Here is an 18,612-nt window from a genome sequence, read left to right as displayed (position 1 = left end):
CAAACAGCTCCGGCGTAGTTGGACACGCCGCGCGGCCTCGTGGGCCCACGCGGTGGGTAGAGGCCTCTGGTGGACTAGAAGGCACATCGCCGCCGCACTGACGCGGCTTTACCTGCTGATCCGCCCCTCCCTGCTTCCTGCGCTTCGGTACAACCGCGCCATTAAGGACCTAGATCCCCAGTCCATCCCGCCGTCTGGGGGCGCGGCCAACCTCGACGCAGCGGGCGTGCTGTATCAGACCGAGGCGGCGCGCATGACCGGGCTGACAACCAAGGCCGCCGGCGCGCTGGCGGCTCAAGCGCTTATCGCAGCTGCCCTTGTCACGATCTCCGCGCCAGGGAACGTCCAGAAGGCCGTGGTGTATGCCTCGATCGTCTACCTCGTCTGCGGACTGGCGGCAGCGGTGGCGACCCAGCTGCCGCGACGGGTGTGGGCAATCAGCGTTGCCGACGTGGAAGGCGATGATCCCGCGCGAGCCATGCTGGACGTCGTCCGCCTTAACCGTCCTCTCGCCGGTAGGCTCGCGAACTTTGTGACGTCGAGCGTGTGCGACACCGCACGCGCGCTGTTTGCGTTGGTTCTCGCCCTCGCCGTCGGACTGCCGAAGTAGTGGGGCTGCAGGTCGAGGCTTCACCTGAGATGCTGGGATCGCCCTCAGAGTCACCACCCGCGTTTGCTGGCAGCGTCTGCGAACTCGAACGACATCGCCACGGCATTGGCGACGGCCCCAGGCTTCTGTAGGCGATCAGAGATTGTCATTCGACGTTGGCCGGTTGGTGGGAGCACTACCAGGGCGACCCGGTCGTCTTGACGTAGGACCTGAGTCTTACCCGTCGGGAGGGTGGACCACGGCGCGTGCACGCCCGCGTGCGGACAGGAAGCTCCGGGCCTACGGCCAGCACCGCTGTTGTCGTTCAGTCCCGGTAGCGTCGGACTATGGACTTGGCTCGAAAGGTCGAAATACTGGACAAACAAGTAACAGAAGCCAGGAACGGACAGCCCGAAGACTTCGAGAGATGGCGTACCTCCACCGAGGTTGCGTTGCGGACAGTCATGGGTGCGGAGTCGCCGCTACTTAGCCAGTTTGTGAAGGTGCGCTATTCGCCGCAGGTCTGGTCCACCGGGATGGATACCAGCGGCTACAGACCCGCGGGAGTCAGGAAGGCGATTGCGATCCTCGAAGCGGCGAAAGGAGAGTTGACTCTTCGCGCCGAGCTTGAAGAGGTCGTTCGGACTGAGGAGTCACCAGCCGAAAGGGCCGTCGCGGCCGAGTTGGGTCGCGTGTTCATTGTGCACGGTCATGACGAAGCCAAGAAGCACGAGTTGTTTCGTGTGCTGCATGACGTAACAGGAGTCAAGCCGATCATCTTGCATGAGCAACCGAACGGAGGGCGAACCATCCTCGAGAAATTCGAGGCCTTCGCCTCAACTGCCGGCTTCGCAGTTGCTCTGCTGACCGCTGACGACGTCGGACGAGCGAGCGCGGCTCCGAGTGATGCCGCCCGCGCCCGCCAGAATGTGGTTTTCGAAGCGGGTTACTTCGCTGGTCGACTCGGACGCGAACGGGTCGTGATGCTTCACGAAGAGGGGGTAGAACTTCCCAGCGACCTACAAGGGGTGGTCTACGTGGTTCTCGACCCTGGGGGCGCATGGAAGATGAAGCTGACACATGAGCTGGCCACCGCTGGCGTGACCGTCGATTGGAGCGGTCTGGCGGGTCAGTAGCCACGGGGCACTACGTAGCAGCGTCATACCGCCGCCAACGGCGGATCCGGCCTACGCGTCTGCGACGTGAGCCAAGACGCCGGTCTCGAGCCCCGCGGTCTCGGCCCAGGCTGACAGTGCCAGCTTCGCCGAGATCGTGACCGTGGTCGTGTCGAGATCGTAGGCACGCATCAGATTTGTCCCCGCACGGACGACGCTGATCGGTGCGGCGGCATGTCGCAGGGCAATGCTGGCATCGTCTAGGCTCGCTTCGCTGGCGACGTAGCCCTCGCATCCACCGGTCATGTCACGGCGGTAATGCATGAGGCCTTGGGGAGGCCCCCACCGTCAGAAGCAGTGAGGGCCTGTGCGTCCCCTGGACGCACCCCCTGCGTTGGAGGCCGACCGTGGAGAGGTACTTCCCACGGCATTGATCACCTTCTGATTCCGAAAGTACGCCGCGTCACGTCCCCGAAACCACCCAGAGGAGGTCTGCACTTGGTCAGGCACCAGACCTACAACCGCCCGTCCGGGGGCGCCGGTGATGTAGATGCATCCCTTGAGACAGGCCCGTTGCTCGCCATGTCCGCCGGCACCAAGAGGTCAGCGACGAGCTCGAGCGGCGAGGCGGCGACGGCTCATGACTGAGCATTCGCAAGTGCGGGCTTATCTGGGATGACATAGTTGCCGAGCCCCCAAGGTGGCGCAGCGCTGCGGGCCGTCCACTTGCCCCCACGCGCAGTGAGCGGCTGTCTGGCCCCCAGGGACGACCCCACGGGTCCTGTCGGGTTGCATCGCCAGCCTTACCGTTGTGGCGTCCGTGAAGCCAAATCTTGGGCGCTGCGGACCCACCGCTGCTGCTGCGTCTCAGCGCTCCAGAGCGTGCCCCGGTAGCTATCAGCTGGGCCACCGGGGCAGGGCACGTGGACGAGGGGTTTATGCCCGTTGGCAGACCATCAGGGGGTTGCCGTCCGGGTCCTCGAACTGCACGAAGAAGACGCTGCCGATGTCCTCCACATCGGAGGTGATCTTGACACCTCGATCCTGCAGGTGTTCGACGGTTTCGGCCATGTCCTGGGTCCAGAAGAAGAACCGCGGGGGGCCTGCCGGGTCGAAGTCCGGGCGGTTGGCGTCGAGCGCGAGTCGGGTGTCCCCGTCGGTGGGGATGTCGAAGATGGTGCCTTCGTGGGAGGTCTCGCCGGGCTCGAACCCGAGGAGGTCGGCGTACCACGCGACCGCTCTGGGCATGTCCCGAACCGGGATGAAGACCTGGCCGACGATTCGTTGGATGGGGCTTGTCATGTCGGGAAACGTAGACCTGATCGTGGCCAGAGCCCGGGACTTCGATGCGGTGGCGCGCGTGTCCGCTGACTGCATCTTGGCTGTGTCCCTATCGGGATGCCATCTCCGATGGCGTCGGGTCTGGGCCAGGGTTGGGACGTACTCCTGGGCGTGGCGAAGCGCTGCATTTTCGGGTCGCGTGATCCGCGAGACGAACGATCGGGTCACGCCCGCGGAGCGGGCGGTGCTGGAGGCCAAGCGCGGCCGCGGTGAGACTCCCGGCGTGGGCGTGGAGCCGGCCGCTCGATAGCGTTCGATTGTGGTGACCTCGCCGATCCGTGTCAGTGCTGTGGTGATCCGCGACCCGCGAGGGCGCGTGCTGACCGTCAGGAAGAGGGGCACGAGCCGGTTCATGCTTCCCGGTGGCAAGCCAGAATCGGGGGAGCACCCCCTGGCGACCGCGGTCCGGGAGGTCGCCGAGGAGCTCGAGGTTGCCCTGAGGGCGAAGGACCTGCGGCTCGTGGGGACCTTCACGGCGGATGCGGCCAACGAGCCGGGGCGGCAGGTGGTCGCGACCGTCTACGAGCACCCGATGATCGCGGTCACCGGCAGCGCCGCCGAGATCGAGGAGCTGTACTGGCTGGACCCCCAAGCTGGAGACCGCGTGAACGTCGCTCCGCTGCTGACCGACGCGGTGCTCCCGACGCTGCGGGGCCAACGGCCCCTGCGCGCGGTCACCGTGTTCACCGGCGCCGCACCTGGAGCCGAGCCCGGGTACGCCCGGCGTGCGGCCGAGCTCGCCGCCGCGTTCGCCGAGGCGGGCATCGACGTCGTCTACGGCGGCGGCAACGTCGGCCTCATGGGGGCCATCGCCGACGCGGCCTTGACGGCCGGCGGCAACGTGGTCGGCGTCATGCCGCAGCACCTAGTCGATCGCGAGGTCGCCCATCGCGACCTGACCCGCCTGGAAGTCGTCGGCTCGATGCACGAACGCAAGCTGCGCATGGCCGACCTCGGCGACGCCTTCGTGGCCCTCCCGGGCGGCGCGGGCACCCTCGAGGAGCTGTTCGAGGCGTGGACGTGGCTTCAGCTGGGGATCCACACCAAGCCGGTGGCCCTGTATGACGCGCAGTTCTGGGCGCCGCTTGTCTCGATGCTCGACCACATGGTCACCCAGGGCTTCATCCGGCCTGAGGACCGTGACGGACTCGTGATCGCCAGCGACCCGGACGGCCTCATCCGGGGGCTGAAGGCTTGGGCGCCTCCGCCACCGAAGTGGCGCAGCTGGGGGAGAGGTTGGAGCCAACGCAGTACGTGACGGACCAGCGACAGCCGGTCTTAAGAAGACGCACAACTCCCTCACGAGTCAGGTGACCCTCACGCCAGCGATTCACGCAGCCAGGATGGCACTGCCCAGATGTCCGGATCTGCCGTGTGAGTGCGTCATTCCGCCGCGTACGGGACGCTTTGCAACTTCGTGTCATGCCGATGTGAGTACGTCATGGGGGCTCGGAAGTTTGAGGGCCCGTCGGACGTGACCGCGGAGGGCCTGGCCCTGAATCCGCCCGTTCGACCTGCCGGCGGCCGGAGGCACTTCAGATGCCCATGCGGGCATGGAGTCACTCCGTTTCGAATGCCAGTTGTGGCGGCCGCGCAGGATGGCTAAAGCTGCCTAGCGCCTAAGGCGCCGTAGTCCCCGAGCGCCCGTAATGATCGTCGACTCGGACGATGTCCTCTCTCCAGCCGGAGAAGGCCGTGGAGACCTCCGCCAGGACGAGGTCCTCGTCGGCGATGAGTCGATGGAGAATCCCTGCGGGGAGATGCACGGCGTCACCGGGTCCGAACGCGGCGCACTCCAATGCGTCGGCGTCTACGCCGAACTCCAAACGGCCACGCCCAGAGATCACGCCCATCGTCTCGGTCTTCTCCTCGTGAAACTGCAGGCTGAGAGACTCACCTGCATTCACGAAGAGGACCTTTCCCACGTACACGTCGTCAATCTCGGCGAAGATCATCTCGCGCCCCCAAGGCTTCGAAACGAACCTAGCCGGGTAGAAGTCGGCTGAGTCACTTACGAACTTCTGGTTCATGTGGTCCCCACGCTCGATGGCCCGGCTCAGCACACGAGCCGGTAGTGGCAAGTGTGCAGCGTCCGACGGTGGGCGTGACTCGAAACACTTCCAACTCGCCGAATGGGGGGACCGGCCGTCCGAGCACAGTACTAACGCACTGACATGCCGCTGACGCTGGCGTCGCGCATTGCGTCATTCCCCGCGTGCCGGACGGAGCACTGACCGCGTACGCCGCGACTGGTGGTGTGTCCGGCGGACGGGACGAGTTCCTTGAGGCCACACTGAGCACATGGATCGCGAGGGTCGCCAGGAGCTGCACTATCGAGCGCTGGAAGACGACGTTGCAGGAATCGAAGTGCGCGCAGATGACTGAGAGAATCCGGGTCGCATTTCGGCCAGAGTGGCACGACCTCCCGATTCAGCCTCCGGCGGGCCAGTACCGTCGGGCATTGAGGTATCCCATTGTTACTGCCCTCGTAAGCGTGGCGGCCATCCCAGCGGGGTACTTCATTCGGAGCGACATCTGGACGATGCTCTGGGCCGGCATCCTGGTTGTGGCCGCCGTGATCGGTATCGCCGGATCTGCGGTCGCGTACAGGCCATACCGAGAGGAACGGAAGCTGGGCTATACGACGTGGCCCTCTGCCCCTGAGCTTCAGCAGAGCCGCGGGGGCGGCTCCGGCAAGTAGTCGGTCCAGCCTGGGCGTCCCGTCCATCGCGCCCGGTCTGCCCTTGGGCGGGCTTTTGTGCTCGCCGCACGGATGTCGCCCTACTAGAGACGCGGTGAGCAGCGGAGACCAATGGATCGTGAACCGCTGTCCCCGGGTGACCAAGCAGAACCGCCGGCGCACAGTCGGCCAAGGGCAGTACTAGGCCTGGCACCACCACGGCTGACCGCATTCACTTGCCATCGTGAGTGCGTCTTTCCGCCGCATAGGTAGTCCTTCCTGGAGCACCGGTCCGGCCGGGTCTGGCGTCCGGGCCAAACGCCCACCGCGCCACACCACTCACTGCCAGACTCTTTCCCCAGACGGTCACAAGGGGGCGACCAGGAGGCCGCCGCCTAAAGCGCAACGTGGGGGTGTTGCAGTGCACCGTGTCAGATCCAAATGGGCCCAATTCATCATCGTCGACGCACTGCTCATCGCAGGCTTCGCGGCGCTCGTGATCCCAGGCATGACCTTTGCTGCGAGGGCTCACGATCTGCGCACCCAATCCATCCCCGCCGCCTCGGAGGGGCTGGTCATCGGGACGAACCATCACGACAGGCCGTCCTACTACATCGTGTTCTTCCACACCCAGAACGGACGCCAGGCCGAGGCCCACGTCTACGACTGGCCGGGCTCCGCGATGCCGTCCCGGGGAGACCGGGTGCCCATTCGCTACGTGCCGTCGAAGCCAACCGAGGCGGCAGATGCCCGCGCCCTGCCCGGGTACACGCTTCCGATCGTGCTCCTCGGCCTCGCCCTCTGCATGCTCGTCGGTGGCGGCATTGGCCTCGTGGCCATGCGTCGGGAGTTCCAAGGCAAGGCAGTCAGCCGCTCAACTCACGCCCTGCCGGACGCTCCTTCCGGCCACGCGGGTCTGTAGGAGCCGCCACAGAGCACCACTAGGTCGACTGTCACGACCCGGAAGAGACGACAGAAGAGACATGGCCACTACCTAACCGGCAAGCAACCACCATCGGACGACGCTCACTGAGCTCGAAATCGAGCCGCTCGTGTCGCTCCCCGCAGGGCCAACGTGTTTTTCGCGGGTTGGGGGTCCGGAAGGTGCATCAAGGCCTGCGTGGAGTACAAGCCGGGCGACGTTGTCAACGGCCACGTTCTGGGCGACGACAACGCGTGGCATCCAGTACAGCCACCCACCTGCCTGGTCGTAGACGCGCGGCGCGCGCCTGGCTACGGCCACCGCTGAGGCCGTAACCGCGGAAACCATGAGCCGTCTCCAGAAAGACCGCAGTAGAACAAGAGGCGCTGGGCGGCGGCTTCGGGCTCCACACCTCCCGACCCACCAGCGACGGGAAGTGCGCGACCACGAGCATCGCATCGCCTGCCTTGACCTGGATCGCATTGCCTGACTGGTAGGTCCGCCCGCACACCACAAGGCGAGGCGGATCACCGGTCGGGAGCCACTCGCCATGGGCCTGGCGCCAACCGAGGCACCCAGTCAGCAGAACCACGGCGAGCACGACAACGATCCTCTGCGCCGACCGCGCCCCATGGCCATGCTCAGGCCCGCACGGAGGGGACGGCGCGGTTGCGAAGCCGGTAGGTGAGGAAGGCTGTCGCGACGAGGCCGAGGAGCACCTCGCCCTGCCACACTGCCGGGACCCGGATCGGGCTGCCCAGGACCAGGTGAAACACCGGTTCCAGGCAGAAGGCCGCGACCGCGACCGCCGCCCACCCGACCCGGCCGTGGCGCCAGGCCCACCCGCCGCGACCGAACAGCGGCCCGGTGACCGCCCCCGCGACGAACCACCGGTAGTTGCCCGCACGCAGGAAGGCCAGAACCGACGCCACGTTCAGCTGGGCGTTCTCGAAAGGGCTCAGAGTCATCAGGGCGTATCCAGTCAGCGCCGCGAACGTGCACGCGGCGCCCATCACGACCGCGGCCCGAGGTGTGCGCTGCGTGACCCCGACGAGGAACGGCAGGAGCAGCCACGGCGCTGACAGGCCACTGACGTACGCACCCCACGGGTGCGAACTCAGACTGCCCACATACTGATCCGCCGCCCCAAATGCCGCCGAGGCGCACAGCAACAGGACCGCCACCGCAACTGATCGCTTCAATGTCTCCCCCTTTGAGCGCACAGAGCACATGGTGACAGGACAGCCCGACGGGTCACCCCCGACGCGCGGCAGGAGGCGGGCACCGCGAAAGGAAGTCGGGACTGCCGACCGAGAACAACCCGGACCGCGGGACTTTCGTCGTTCGACAGCGGGACTGGTCTAACGATGGGAACGTGCGTCATTCCGCCGCGTGCCGGCCGCCCCTCAACTTCCGGTCTTGCCGATGTGCGTGCGTAGGTCCCTTCCCCACGCAAGGATGCTCGCGTGGCCGAACTGACAGAACAGGACGCCGGGGCCGTGCGCCAATGGCTGGAGTCCAATCAGTTCCAACACGTCTCGACAGTCGGTGGTGACTCGGAGGGTTTCGGCGACCGGCAGGACGTCTGGGAGCGTGACGGCACTCTCGTCCGCCTGACGAGAGACCGGGGTCAGTGGTGGTACGACTTGTCGCGCTCCGGGACAAACAACTGGCTCGACGTCGACTCAGTCAACGCGGCATTGGGCTACAAGCAGACGTCACCGGTGGAGCGAGTACAGGTCGCAGGCGCGGTCGACGACCGGATGTTCAGTGCTCTGCTAACCGCCGTCCGGCCTTCGCCCTAACGTCCGCTCTTGCCGCATTGCGCGTGCCACACGGACTATCAGGGCCAGCGGTCAACAGATCAGATTGCCAGGCGCTCACGTTGCTTGACCGCGACCGCGCCCAACTCGTCCCAATCCCATTCCGGCCGCCCTGAGGCAGCTGAGATTACGAGGTCGGCCCCGACTGTCCAGGCCAGCAACAGCGTCGTGCCCGCGTCGCGGTGGCCGCTAGTGCGCTGTTCATGTGCCCAAGTCGCGTCTGCACCCTGCACGGCAATGCCGGGCACCTCTGACTCCGATTCGAGGGTCACCTTGGCCCGCAGGTTTCGCAGAAGCTGAGCCGGAACCGCGTCGAGAGCCGACTGGCTGTCCGCCACGCTCGCAGTCGGTACGAGCTGGGTCCAAAGCCAGCGGTCCGCAGAGCGGAAGGACCGCCAGGCCGTGACACTGCCAGCGGCGGCTGCGCGTTCGGCCCAGGGCTCTTGCGAGTTTTGATGACCGGTGCGCCAGGTTCGCTGGTCTACTACTTCCCAGCCCAACCCCGGCAGGTCGGACACGTCGATCAACCGCCGGCGCGTGGCAGCGCCATGGGGCTTCCGGCCAAGCTGGCTGAGCACAAATCGCAAACGTGAGGGCATGAGCGAAGCCTGACACCCGGAGCCGACTTCGGGGATGTGAACGCACTCTCATGCCGCATTCAGCGCGCGAGGATGTCGATGACTGGACCTTCCAGGCGCCGGCGTTCGGCTACGGTGCGATCGTGACCGCTCTCCCGGCCCAGAGTGTGCAGACAGAGTCGTCCGACCCATGGTGGAAGTTGCGCGCGGGTTGGATTTACGCGGCAATCGTGGCCGGGGAACTTCGTGATCACGGCGCGAAGGATGAGGTGCGTTACGTCGTACGGCAGGAACTGATTGGCAGGCTGGCCCTTCCTGGGGGGCGTCTGGTCGCGGCCGACCCCTACGTCATGGGGGCTGACCCTCAGCCGTTTGTGCAGCTGCTCGGGGCGGAGGCCGCTGAGGTGGTCGCGGCCCGGGCAGTCATTGGCGAGGGCCACGAGCGGGTCGCCGCGCTGGTCCTACACGTCGGCCCGACGGCGGTCTGCGACTGGGTGATGGCGACGGTCGACGGCCAAGACGTCGCGACTCTCGACGGTGAGGGGTATTTCGGGTATCCCGTTGATGCCGGCACCGGGTCCTTCGGCAGCCCGGATGCCATGAAGACCGTCGGACGCGTCCTTTTCGAGGACGGGGGCATGCTCGAGGACCCAGTGTCGGAGGCTCTCTTGGGCGATGGGGTCGGCACGGACAGCGCCGCCGTGGTTGCGCCCGAACCTGGAGCAACACCCGTGGCCGTGTGTTCCTCTGGTTGGGGCGACGGCTCGTACCCGACGTGGATCGGGGTCGACGGCTCAGGAGAGGTGACGGTTGTGGTCACCGACTTCCTGCTGACCACCGATCCGTTTGCGGTACGGCTCTCGCCTCCCGCGGAAGAGCCCCCGGCGGCGCGGCCAAAGTCGCTATTGCGTCGGTGGCTCGGCGCCTGACCTCGCGCGAGTCGGTCCCCTTGGTCGCTTCTCGCGGCGGGCCGCCGCGCTCGCCCGGCCACGCCGATGGGCGCTTGTGGCCTGCAGCTCGCTCGGCCAGAGTTGCCCGGTGATCACCAGCCCGGGAAGCGAGGTTCTGCTGTCCAACCTCGGGTGGGTCGACAAGGGCTCCATCTGGCGGCTGGACACGGTGAAGCGTGTGCAGGATCGCGTCCCGGTCGGTGATGCTGGCTACCTTCGGCTGGCTGCGGGGGAATCGGCCGACTCCGTCGTCGTGCAGCATGGGTTGCGTGGCCGGCTATCGGTATCGGTCCACCCATGGTCGTCCTTGGCTGATCCCTTGGTACGGGTCGACGTCCACGGGTGGACTGCGCACGTTGAAGGGGACCTGAACGGGTTCCGGGGCCACGCTCGGCTGTTCGTGGCGTTCCTCGACGATGCGGCGACCGGCGCCGGCGGCTACTACCTCACCGAGGTCGGCGCCAGCCAGGTCAGCATCCGTCGCCTGGACTGGTTCGACCAGCAGAAGTACGACCCCATGTACCAACAGGTCCTGTCTGCCGTGGAGCTGCCCAGCGGGGAGTACCTGTTCGGCATTCAACGCTGCTCAGATCTCGTGCTGTGCGACCCGATCGACCTGTCGGTGATCCGCGAGGTGCCACTCGCGGGGCGCCTGGGCAATCCGGTCCCCTTCCTTCGAGCGGGCGGAACGGAGGTCTGGGCGGTCGACTACGACACCGTCGTCAGGCTCGACGCCGCCTCTCTGGGCGTTGAGGACCGATGGCTTGGCCAGCCCCCGGCCAACAACGGGCATCGCATGTTCCTCGGAGACCTGTGGATGAGCCGGGATGAGCAAGAGATCCTGGCCCCGCGACCAGGATCTGGTGACGTGGTCTCCCTCGACCCAGGGAACCTGCGAGTTGCGCGGACATGGGTAACCAGTGGACGGCCCCTGACGGCTGCCGTGCTCGACGGGCAACTGCTGGCCCGGGACTGGAAGACCGGCGACCTACTCTCGCCCATCGCGTCCGGGTGAAGGTGCCGTCGCGCTGCAAATTGCGCGAACAGCCGGAACCGCCGCACACCTGCCGCGATTGGCGAAGAAATGCCGCCGTCCGCGCTCTCGTGCCGAACCGGGGACCTCCGCCAGGGGGCTCAAGTGCCGTCGCCAGCTCCAACAGAAAGGACTCTTGGGCTGGCTGGGCAGCTACCGGAGCTCGTGCCGAAGGGCCGTCGCGCGTGCCCAGATTGCCGTGCGGAGGTGCTTGAGGCGAACATCCGCCGCTGGTTCTTGCTGAGGGCGGCGCCGCTGACTGCGGCGCATTGGGCGCACCTGGGCCGCCGCACCGACTGAGGCCTGCCGCGATCCGGCGTCCGCAGCTCGGCCGCCCTCACTGTGTGGACGACCGAGGCTGCGGACGCGAGGGCGATCCTAGGAACCGATGCTCACGGTCTTGGAGCCGCTGGTGGCGGCCCCTCCAACGTCGCAGATGGTGACCGTGACCGTGTACCGGGCTGCCTTGGCGTACGTGTGCGCGGCGGACGCCACGAACAGCCCGGCCCGGTTACGGCTGACCTTCGCCGGGGAGGTGCTCCCATCGCCCCAAGTGAACGTCGCACTGAACTGGGTCACGGTCCCGTTCGGGTCCTCGTCGGTGAAGGTGGCACGCGCCGTCAGTTGCCGTCCGGAAACCTTTGCGGTGATGCGTTTGATGTGCAACGAGCCGTCCGGCCGCGCGGCCTGCTGGTACACCTCAGCGCTCGCGGTGCGCTCGGTGCCGCTGATGAGCAGGCCGCCGGCGACCAGCACCTCTCCGCTGGACAGCAGCGTCGCGGCGTGAAGGTAACGACCGGTGTGCAGGCTGGCGGTGGTGGACCAGGTGCGCGTGGCGGGGTCGTACAGCTCGGCGCCGGCCGGATCCTGGCAGCAGCCGCCGACCGTGAGCACCTGGCCCGTGGGCAGCAGCGTGGCGGTGTGCTCGTAGCGGGCCGCGTTCATGCTGCCGGTGACCGCCCACGTGCCGGTCGCGGGGTCGTACAGTTCCGCCGCGGCGACGGCGGACGTCCCGTCGAAGCCGCCGGCGACCAGGACCTTGCCGTCCGTCAGCAGGGTCGCGGTGTGCGCGCTTCGAGCGGAGCTCATGCTTCCGGTGGCCGCCCAGGTGCCCGTCGCCGGGTCGTACACCTCGGCGCTGGCCACGGGGACACCCTGGGCGTTGCCGCCGCCGGCGACCAGGACGCGCCCGTCGGCGAGCACCGTCGCGGTGTGACCGGCGCGGGGGGTGCTCATGCGCCCGGTCGGCGCCCAGGTGCCGGTGGCCGGGTCGTACAGCTCGGCACTGGCCGTCGCGACGGATAAGTCATCTCCGCCGGCGACCAGAACCTTGCCGCCAGGCAGCAGGGTCGCGGTGTGCTCAGCCCGGGCGGTGCTCATGCTGCCGGTCGCGGCCCAGGTTCCGGTGGCGGGGTCGTACAGCTCGGCGCTGACCAAGCTGTTGCCGCTGCCACCCATGCTGCCGCTGCCGCCGCCTTGGCCGCCGCTGACCAGGACCTTCCCGTCCGCCAAGGCCGTGAGGCGATGCCGGAGCCGGACCTGGCTCATGGAGCCCGTGGCGCCCCAGGTTCCGGTGGCCTGGCTGTACACCTCGGCGCTGGCCAAGATGTTGCCGACCGCGTCCACCCCGCCGGCGACCAGGGCATGGCCGTTGGCGAGCGCGGCAGCGTCGTGATACTCCCGGGCGGTCGTCATGTCGCCGGTCGTCGCCCACTGGCCCGGGCTGCTGACCTGCGGGACCGCAGCCGGGACGCTGGCCTGCGCCGCGGCGCCTCCACCAGCCAGTGCGACGCTGAGCGCGAGCAGGGCCGCGGCGCGGCCCATCCATCTGTTCATGGGGTTCCCTCCCTGCTCACGGCCGCGACCCGACCGTGAGGTGACCGTAGGAGGTGTGGACGTGCGGCTGCCTCCACCAGTTCAGGGACGCCGCCCTCCGCCGAGGCGCGCAGCAGTCCTGCGCGTTCTACGCGATCGCGTCGCGGCAGGCGAGAGCATCGACACGACTGCGCAGCGCCGCCCAGCTGTCATACGAGTCCACGCCGACGTTCACCTCCAGATGCTCTGAACGGCAGAACTCCGTGCGTTTGCGTGGCTCCGTCAGGTCGGGTCCGCTCACGTCGGATGGGGCATTGACGCCCTTCGCCCGAGACACGATGTGGGCGTGGCCGCCGTGCCGTCCTGACCGGAACTGGCCGGCTTAGAGCCAGATCGCGACACCGCCATGGCGCGAGCACGTGCTCCGGGGCGCCACTGCTTTGCCCACCGACTCGAGGCGGATTCCTGAGAAGGCCCGCGCCCATGCCGCAGTGGCTCTTCCTCAGCCATGTGCAGGCGCGGTACTCGTGGCAATCTGCGTCTGTGACCTCCATCGACTTCCGCGAGCCCTGGCTTCGGCTAGAAGGCGACCGTGCCCGTGCCTTCGAGGCTGAAGTGGCGACGGAGATCGCCGCAGGCCACGAACTGCACGGGGTCGCACTGACAGCGATCGCGAAGTGCGAAGGCTGTGGCTCTGCGGTGTTTCGCGCAGCAGACGGAACATTCGCGATCGTCCACCTCAGCTGGATGCGCAAGCCAGACACCCCCCCATGGCCAGACACGACCCGACTCGGAGGTTTCATCGCGGTGGAGACAGCGATGGACCAGCACGAGCACTGATCGGCCGCAGTGAGTGCGTCATTCCGCCGCGCTAGGGCGACCGTTGAACGTCTGGACACCGCGGCCAGAAGCGCCATCATCGAGGGATAGAGACCTCGGGCGAAAACACTAGGCGTGTAACGTTGGGCCGGGTGCGTCACGCGGGAATACTGGGGCGATGCATTGGCGGACGAGTCAGGTCCTCGCCCAGAAGCTTTCGCAGCTCAGAGGCCAACGGAACGCAGCGCGACCCGGCCCGGCCTCGCCCTCCACGATTCGCCGGTGGGACCCCGCACTGCGGGCGGCGCTTCGCGCCGTCCTCGCGCACCCCACCGCTACGCGCTCCCGGGCTACCCAGCCCAGGACACACAAACGAGGCGGGGCACTCGAACCACCTCGGAATGCCCCGCCTCGCCTCCTCCCCCGGTCACCGCCTCAGGCGCTGGCGACGACGGAGGTCCGCTCGGGGCCGGCTGCCCGGAACTCCAGTTTGCACCCAGCCGACGGAGCGGGCTTCTCAACCCCGCGGACCCGGCCTCCGCACCCACATCGCAGCGGGCCCAAACCCAGCCGCGAGGCGCTCATGGTCCACGCGCATACCCCGCGCACTCACCCCTGCGGCGGGCCCATACATCGGCTCACAAGTTGGTGTCGGCGGCCCCCTCCGGACCGGCTTGGGCGCCTCCTTCGCCAGAGACCGGTCGCGGTAGCGTGCCGGGATGGTGAAGCCGGTCGACCACCTAACGGACGACGAACTGGAAGGCGAGTTCGACAGAACCAAGTCCGCCTGGAACGCCTTCGCGGTGGAGGTAACTGCAAGGCGGCGCCTTGGCACTCCCGGGATCTCGCGCCTTCACCCCGAGGTGACCCTGAAGGCCCGACGACACCGCGAGGTTCAGCAGGAGTTGGCTCGCCGAAGAGTGTCGCGAGGATGAGCCTTCGGGCGCCCACGGTTCGCTCCTCTCACGGCATGGCCGGAAGTGGCTGGAGGGTCCCTCCACTCGACGAAGGTTCGCGACAAGGCCGCCCATGAGGGCGAGCGGACCCGCTAACGCGGAAGGGGAGCCCGCTCGCTGGGTGCCTCGTGACTCCCACCCCTGCCCGGGGATCCCTGCATGCTGCCTGTGATTTTCCTGTGCCCGGCCCACACTAAGGCAGGAAACCACCACCCACAACGGACACGACGCCTATCGCGGCCACAGAGACGTCCTCCCCGACCACACTCCAGGGGGTGAGGGCGAACCGAGGAGGACGCGCACTGAGTCTGTGGGTTTCCCGCCCGCCCGGCATCCCCCAAACGGTCGGCCCGAGCAGGTCATCGGGCGAGAGGTGACGGCTCCGCTTGGTCCCACAGATGGATCACCATCGTGGCTGGGCTGAGCTCCAACTAGCAGTCAGCCCATCGACTTCCGTCAAGCGGGAGCCGCTCGGGGAACTCGGCGTCAAGGAGCTCGAGCTTGAGCCGCTGTGCGCGATGCACCGGTCAGCCGGGAGCGCACCGATCGACCAGCGGGTCGACTACTTCCTGCTCACGACCCAATGGTCCGGTGTGCCGGAAATCCGAGAGCCCGAGAAGTGCGCGGACCTTCAATGGTTCCCCTCGATGCGTAACCCCACCCCGTAGTGCCTCACGAGTGGCAGGTCATCGATGACTACCGGCGCGGCACGGTGGAGCCGATCGTCGTGCATGGGTTCTGAGGCCAGGCTGGCTCCAACGCCCAAGCGGCGTCAGGCCAGGGGCTACAGCGGCCACTAGAGCGCCGCGCCATGCCGCCTTGAGCACTCCACCCCGCACGGCCACTCGGTGCATTCGGCCAGGTGGTGGAGCAACGACGACCGATTAAGAGCTGGTGGATCGGAGGGTTAAGACTTGGTGCCGTTGGCGGCGATGCGTGCTCCGAGTGCCGCGGTCGCCACGCCCAAGAGCGTCAGTCCGTCGGACTTGGTCGCAGTCGCTGCCCACAGTTGCAGGATCTTGTCGCCGCGCCGGTACTCGGCGACGCACAAGGTGAAGGCGGTGCCGTTGCCGTCCTGGCACCACGCGACCTGGTCGTCGATGAACCTGGCCTTTGGCAGGGCGACGGCCTTGATGTTGTTCAGCTTGTCGTGGTCGAGGGTGTAGGAACTGCACGCGTTGTACCGCTTCTTGATGATTCTCATCGCGTCGGTGGCTCCGGGTGGCACGAACTCGACGACGTCCTCCTCCAGGACCGAGGAGCTCTTGAGTTCCCACTGTTCGGTGGTCCAGCCCAGCGTGAACTGGCCGACGTTTGGGTCCCCGCCGCACTGCCGGAACCAGCCGTGGTCGGTGAAAAACGCCCGCTGCTGACGGATCGTGAACCCGGCCTTCTTCATCAGCGGCTCGAAGAGCATCAGGGCTGCGGTCGGCCCCGCAGCTGCCTGCCTAATGGCGTAGCCGTCAGGGGGCGACGTCGTGGCTGTCGGCGTGGGCGTCGGCGAGGTGGACGTGGCCCGCGGGGGGTCGGTGACCGTCGTCTTCCCCTGCGTCGTGCCATGTCCAGGCGTGGTAGCACACGCGGCCAGGGCCGCCAGCGAGCCCAGTGCGACAAGGACACGCAACTTCATCGTTCCCCCAAACGAACACCCCGTTGGGCGGAGTGTAGCCACGCACGAGCCCGCTGGGCCTCAGGTTGCACGGAGGTGCGTGCGGGAATCTGCCGCGCGTGCAAAACGGGTGTTCCAACCTGGCGCCTTTCCGGGTTCTCTGAGTGCTTGCCGAAGTGGCCGTCCCGTGGGCGGCCACTGAGGAGTTCTGGGGCGCCGGCGATCCCGCGCAGTTGACCGAAGTGCTCAGCGCGATGGCGGAGCTGGCGCGACAGGCGCGTGCTGAGGACCTCTACGTCTACTGCTGGGTGTGCGTTTGAGACTGCGCTCCGACGGCTGGACGTGGAGGTCGCCGGTCGGCGGGGTGTAGGGCCTCAGCCGCATCCCAAACCCCCGCGAAACACCTCCTCACGAAGGCGCGATACAGCGCTATCTCATAGGGCCGGCGACCGCACCGCGAACGCACTCATCCGCCGCTGACGGCGTAGTCGCGCACTGCGTCACTCCGCCGCCAGTCGGCGCACCCGCGTTTCCGGATCTGCCGACGAGCGTGCACTCCGTGCGAGGCTGTCGCCGTGAGTGACCGGGAGCTTCGAGAGCCATGGCTTCGCCTTGGGGCCGACCACGCGCCGACGTTCGAGAACGAGGCGAGGGCGGAGGTGGCACCTGGCCATGCGTTGTACGGTCTCGGCCTCCGCGCCGTTGCAAAGTGTGAAGGCTGCGATGACGTGGTGTTCCGGGCATCGGACAATACGTTCGCGATCGTCCACCTGACCTGGACAGGAAAGCCGGAGGCTCCTCCCTGGCCACTGGCAACACGTCTCGGGGGCTTCGTCGCCGCGGAGACAGCGTTGGACCAACACGAGCACTGACCGCGCGGCTTGTCAGTCGGTGAAACCGCACTTCCATGCCGCTGTCCGCCCGTTCCGGGTGTCGCACATCAGTTGACGGACAGGTGTCGCGGATCTACAGGCGGACCACAACCGGTCTCCGGTGTGTGATCCGCCAACTGATGTGCGACGCCTAGATGACGTGGCGTCTTGCTCAAACACACCGGCCAACGTCCTGACTTGCCGATGTGCGGACGCTGTTCCGTGCGAGGTATGTCGGCGGCAGGTGGAATGGTTCTGTTGTGGCGATCACGGCTGATGAGCTTCGTCCATACTTCCGCTCGGCTTGGGGCGCCGATACCTGCTACCCGGACAGCCGAGAGGAGTGGACTCCCCTGAACCCAGCCCGCGACCAGTGCGGCATGACGGCGCTGGTCGTGCAGGATGTCCTCGGCGGTGACTTGATCATCGGCGAGGTCCACGTCGGCGGCGTCCACGTCGGCCATCACTACTGGAACCAACTTCCGGAGGGTTCTGAGGTGGACCTCACCGCGGATCAGTTTCGACCAGACGAGGAGGTTGTGGCCGGCAGGGTGGTCGCTCGACCGCCTGACGCTCCGCGTCGTCACCGCGAGCAGTACGCGCTCCTGCGCGGGCGAGTCTTCGCAGCTCTAGCCGCCGATGCACGGGCCTGAACCGCGCACGACCCTGCCGGGCTGAGGGCGGCTACGCCTGCTTCTTCATGCCTTATCGTGCGGATACTTCACCGATGTTCTGGACTCATCCGCGGGTCTGCCAGTCCTTGAGTCACCCCGGGGATCCCGCGGCCGGAGAAGGGCTCGTAGCGGTTCGGGGACAACCATGTTGGGAGATTCTGACTGCCTGTCCGCGAACGCGCGGCGCAGCAGCGGCAGGTTGAGATTCAGTCGGCTTCTCTCAATGGCGGCGAGGACGGCCTCGAGGCGCACGTGTTGTTCCCGGGCGGCCATCGTCGCGAGTTGCGTCTCGATCGGGACAGTCGGGACGGGCTCGCCTTGGCACGTGAGGGTGTCTCGTTCGCGCCACACCGCCGATGAGCGTGTCTCGATCATCAACTCCGCCACGGCCGGTGCGTCAATGTGCGCCAGCTCAACCTTGACACCCTGGATGAACCAGACACCGAAGCTCCACCGCTCACGCGCGTCACCGAAGTAAAGCGTGGGTTCGGCCACCGTGCTGATCCACGCAGGTGGTTCATCAGCCTTGCCCGGTTCAACGGACAGCGGCGTTGGCAGAACGGTCGCGGCGCGAGAGACGTCGTCGGGATGAAGGACGACGATGTCAACGTCCGAAGGAGTGATCGCCCCGACGCGGAGCGCTGTTGCCGCACTTCCGACGAGCATCCACTCGAGCCCATCGCGACGGTTGAGATGCTCGGCCACCGCCGCCAACGTCTTCGTCCAATCACGTTCCATGCCGCGACGCTAACTGTCGACACCGACACCAAGACCCATCGCCGGCCGAGTGGCTGGTGGCACCGGCCACTTGGCCGTCCTTCGCAGAATGCACTCCT

At 67.1% G+C, this 18,612-nt stretch carries 19 protein-coding genes; 11 read left to right on the top strand and 8 right to left on the bottom strand.

The annotated features are described in order from the left end of the window. Positions 1–226 precede the first annotated feature (226 nt). Entirely contained in the window at positions 227–610 is a 384-nt protein-coding gene (locus FB474_RS07430) for a hypothetical protein (protein WP_141788066.1), read from the top strand. Between the two features lie 326 nt (positions 611–936). Continuing rightward, a complete protein-coding gene (locus tag FB474_RS07425) occupies positions 937–1,725 on the top strand; it encodes a TIR domain-containing protein (RefSeq protein WP_141788065.1) in 789 nt (262 codons plus the stop codon). A 51-nt stretch (positions 1,726–1,776) separates the two neighbouring features. Here the strand turns inward: FB474_RS07425 and FB474_RS07420 are convergent, their stop codons facing one another. Further along, entirely contained in the window at positions 1,777–2,028 is a 252-nt protein-coding gene (locus FB474_RS07420) for a hypothetical protein (protein ID WP_141788064.1), read from the bottom strand. Positions 2,029–2,640: 612 nt separating this feature from the next. Beyond that, positions 2,641–3,006: a VOC family protein gene (locus tag FB474_RS07415; RefSeq protein ID WP_141788063.1), complete on the bottom strand. Its 366-nt coding sequence runs from the start codon at positions 3,004–3,006 to the stop codon at positions 2,641–2,643. 298 nt (positions 3,007–3,304) lie between these two features. On the opposite strand from FB474_RS07415, the gene FB474_RS21410 reads away from it, so the two are divergent. Continuing rightward, positions 3,305–4,303: a TIGR00730 family Rossman fold protein gene (locus FB474_RS21410; protein WP_342778102.1), complete on the top strand. Its 999-nt coding sequence runs from the start codon at positions 3,305–3,307 to the stop codon at positions 4,301–4,303. Between the two features lie 361 nt (positions 4,304–4,664). Here FB474_RS21410 and FB474_RS07405 read toward each other — a convergent pair whose 3' ends face one another. After that, on the bottom strand, positions 4,665–5,075 hold the full coding sequence (locus tag FB474_RS07405; RefSeq protein ID WP_141788061.1) for a cupin domain-containing protein: 411 nt from the start codon (positions 5,073–5,075) through the stop codon (positions 4,665–4,667). A 185-nt stretch (positions 5,076–5,260) separates the two neighbouring features. Here FB474_RS07405 and FB474_RS07400 point away from each other — a divergent pair, with 185 nt between their 5' ends. After that, positions 5,261–5,746 carry a hypothetical protein gene (locus FB474_RS07400; protein WP_141788060.1) on the top strand — a complete coding sequence of 162 codons (486 nt, stop codon included), beginning with the start codon at positions 5,261–5,263 and terminating at the stop codon, positions 5,744–5,746. Between the two features lie 400 nt (positions 5,747–6,146). Then, the gene (locus tag FB474_RS07395) at positions 6,147–6,647 is read left to right on the top strand and encodes a DUF3592 domain-containing protein (protein ID WP_141788059.1); all 501 of its coding nucleotides are present in this window, start codon (positions 6,147–6,149) and stop codon (positions 6,645–6,647) included. Between the two features lie 641 nt (positions 6,648–7,288). Here the strand turns inward: FB474_RS07395 and FB474_RS07390 are convergent. Further along, positions 7,289–7,879, bottom strand: a complete 591-nt coding sequence (locus FB474_RS07390; RefSeq protein WP_246092073.1) for a DUF6518 family protein — start codon at positions 7,877–7,879, stop codon at positions 7,289–7,291. A 234-nt stretch (positions 7,880–8,113) separates the two neighbouring features. Here FB474_RS07390 and FB474_RS07385 point away from each other — a divergent pair, with 234 nt between their 5' ends. Beyond that, entirely contained in the window at positions 8,114–8,452 is a 339-nt protein-coding gene (locus FB474_RS07385) for a hypothetical protein (protein WP_141788057.1), read from the top strand. Between the two features lie 59 nt (positions 8,453–8,511). Here the strand turns inward: FB474_RS07385 and FB474_RS07380 are convergent, their stop codons facing one another. Continuing rightward, positions 8,512–8,808: a hypothetical protein gene (locus FB474_RS07380; protein ID WP_141788056.1), complete on the bottom strand. Its 297-nt coding sequence runs from the start codon at positions 8,806–8,808 to the stop codon at positions 8,512–8,514. 383 nt (positions 8,809–9,191) lie between these two features. Here FB474_RS07380 and FB474_RS07375 point away from each other — a divergent pair, with 383 nt between their 5' ends. Both FB474_RS07375 and FB474_RS07370 read left to right on the top strand, forming a co-directional pair. Further along, positions 9,192–9,977, top strand: a complete 786-nt coding sequence (locus FB474_RS07375) for a DUF4241 domain-containing protein (protein WP_185746083.1) — start codon at positions 9,192–9,194, stop codon at positions 9,975–9,977. A 109-nt stretch (positions 9,978–10,086) separates the two neighbouring features. Beyond that, positions 10,087–11,013, top strand: coding sequence for a hypothetical protein (locus tag FB474_RS07370; protein ID WP_141788054.1), 927 nt, complete (start codon positions 10,087–10,089; stop codon positions 11,011–11,013). Positions 11,014–11,409: 396 nt separating this feature from the next. Here the strand turns inward: FB474_RS07370 and FB474_RS07365 are convergent, their stop codons facing one another. Beyond that, entirely contained in the window at positions 11,410–12,867 is a 1,458-nt protein-coding gene (locus FB474_RS07365; protein WP_141788053.1) for a Kelch repeat-containing protein, read from the bottom strand. Between the two features lie 522 nt (positions 12,868–13,389). Between FB474_RS07365 and FB474_RS07360 the strand changes: the two genes are divergently transcribed. Continuing rightward, the gene (locus FB474_RS07360; protein ID WP_141788052.1) at positions 13,390–13,686 is read left to right on the top strand and encodes a hypothetical protein; all 297 of its coding nucleotides are present in this window, start codon (positions 13,390–13,392) and stop codon (positions 13,684–13,686) included. 1,842 nt (positions 13,687–15,528) lie between these two features. Here the strand turns inward: FB474_RS07360 and FB474_RS07355 are convergent. Beyond that, positions 15,529–16,038 (bottom strand): hypothetical protein, encoded by a 510-nt coding sequence (locus FB474_RS07355; RefSeq protein WP_141788051.1) that lies wholly within the window; start codon positions 16,036–16,038, stop codon positions 15,529–15,531. A 356-nt stretch (positions 16,039–16,394) separates the two neighbouring features. Between FB474_RS07355 and FB474_RS20720 the strand changes: the two genes are divergently transcribed. Together FB474_RS20720 and FB474_RS07350 are read left to right on the top strand one after the other, a co-directional pair. Beyond that, positions 16,395–16,550, top strand: coding sequence for a hypothetical protein (locus tag FB474_RS20720; protein WP_185746082.1), 156 nt, complete (start codon positions 16,395–16,397; stop codon positions 16,548–16,550). Positions 16,551–17,308: 758 nt separating this feature from the next. Further along, the gene (locus tag FB474_RS07350) at positions 17,309–17,755 is read left to right on the top strand and encodes a YunG family protein (RefSeq protein ID WP_221632470.1); all 447 of its coding nucleotides are present in this window, start codon (positions 17,309–17,311) and stop codon (positions 17,753–17,755) included. A 45-nt stretch (positions 17,756–17,800) separates the two neighbouring features. Here FB474_RS07350 and FB474_RS07345 read toward each other — a convergent pair whose 3' ends face one another. Then, a complete protein-coding gene (locus FB474_RS07345; RefSeq protein ID WP_141788050.1) occupies positions 17,801–18,514 on the bottom strand; it encodes a hypothetical protein in 714 nt (237 codons plus the stop codon). Positions 18,515–18,612 lie beyond the last annotated feature (98 nt).

Source organism: Oryzihumus leptocrescens, from assembly GCF_006716205.1.
Taxonomy (GTDB): domain Bacteria; phylum Actinomycetota; class Actinomycetes; order Actinomycetales; family Dermatophilaceae; genus Oryzihumus; species Oryzihumus leptocrescens.
The sequence above is the reverse complement of the archived record's forward strand: the minus strand, read 5'-3'. Positions and strand labels throughout refer to the sequence as shown.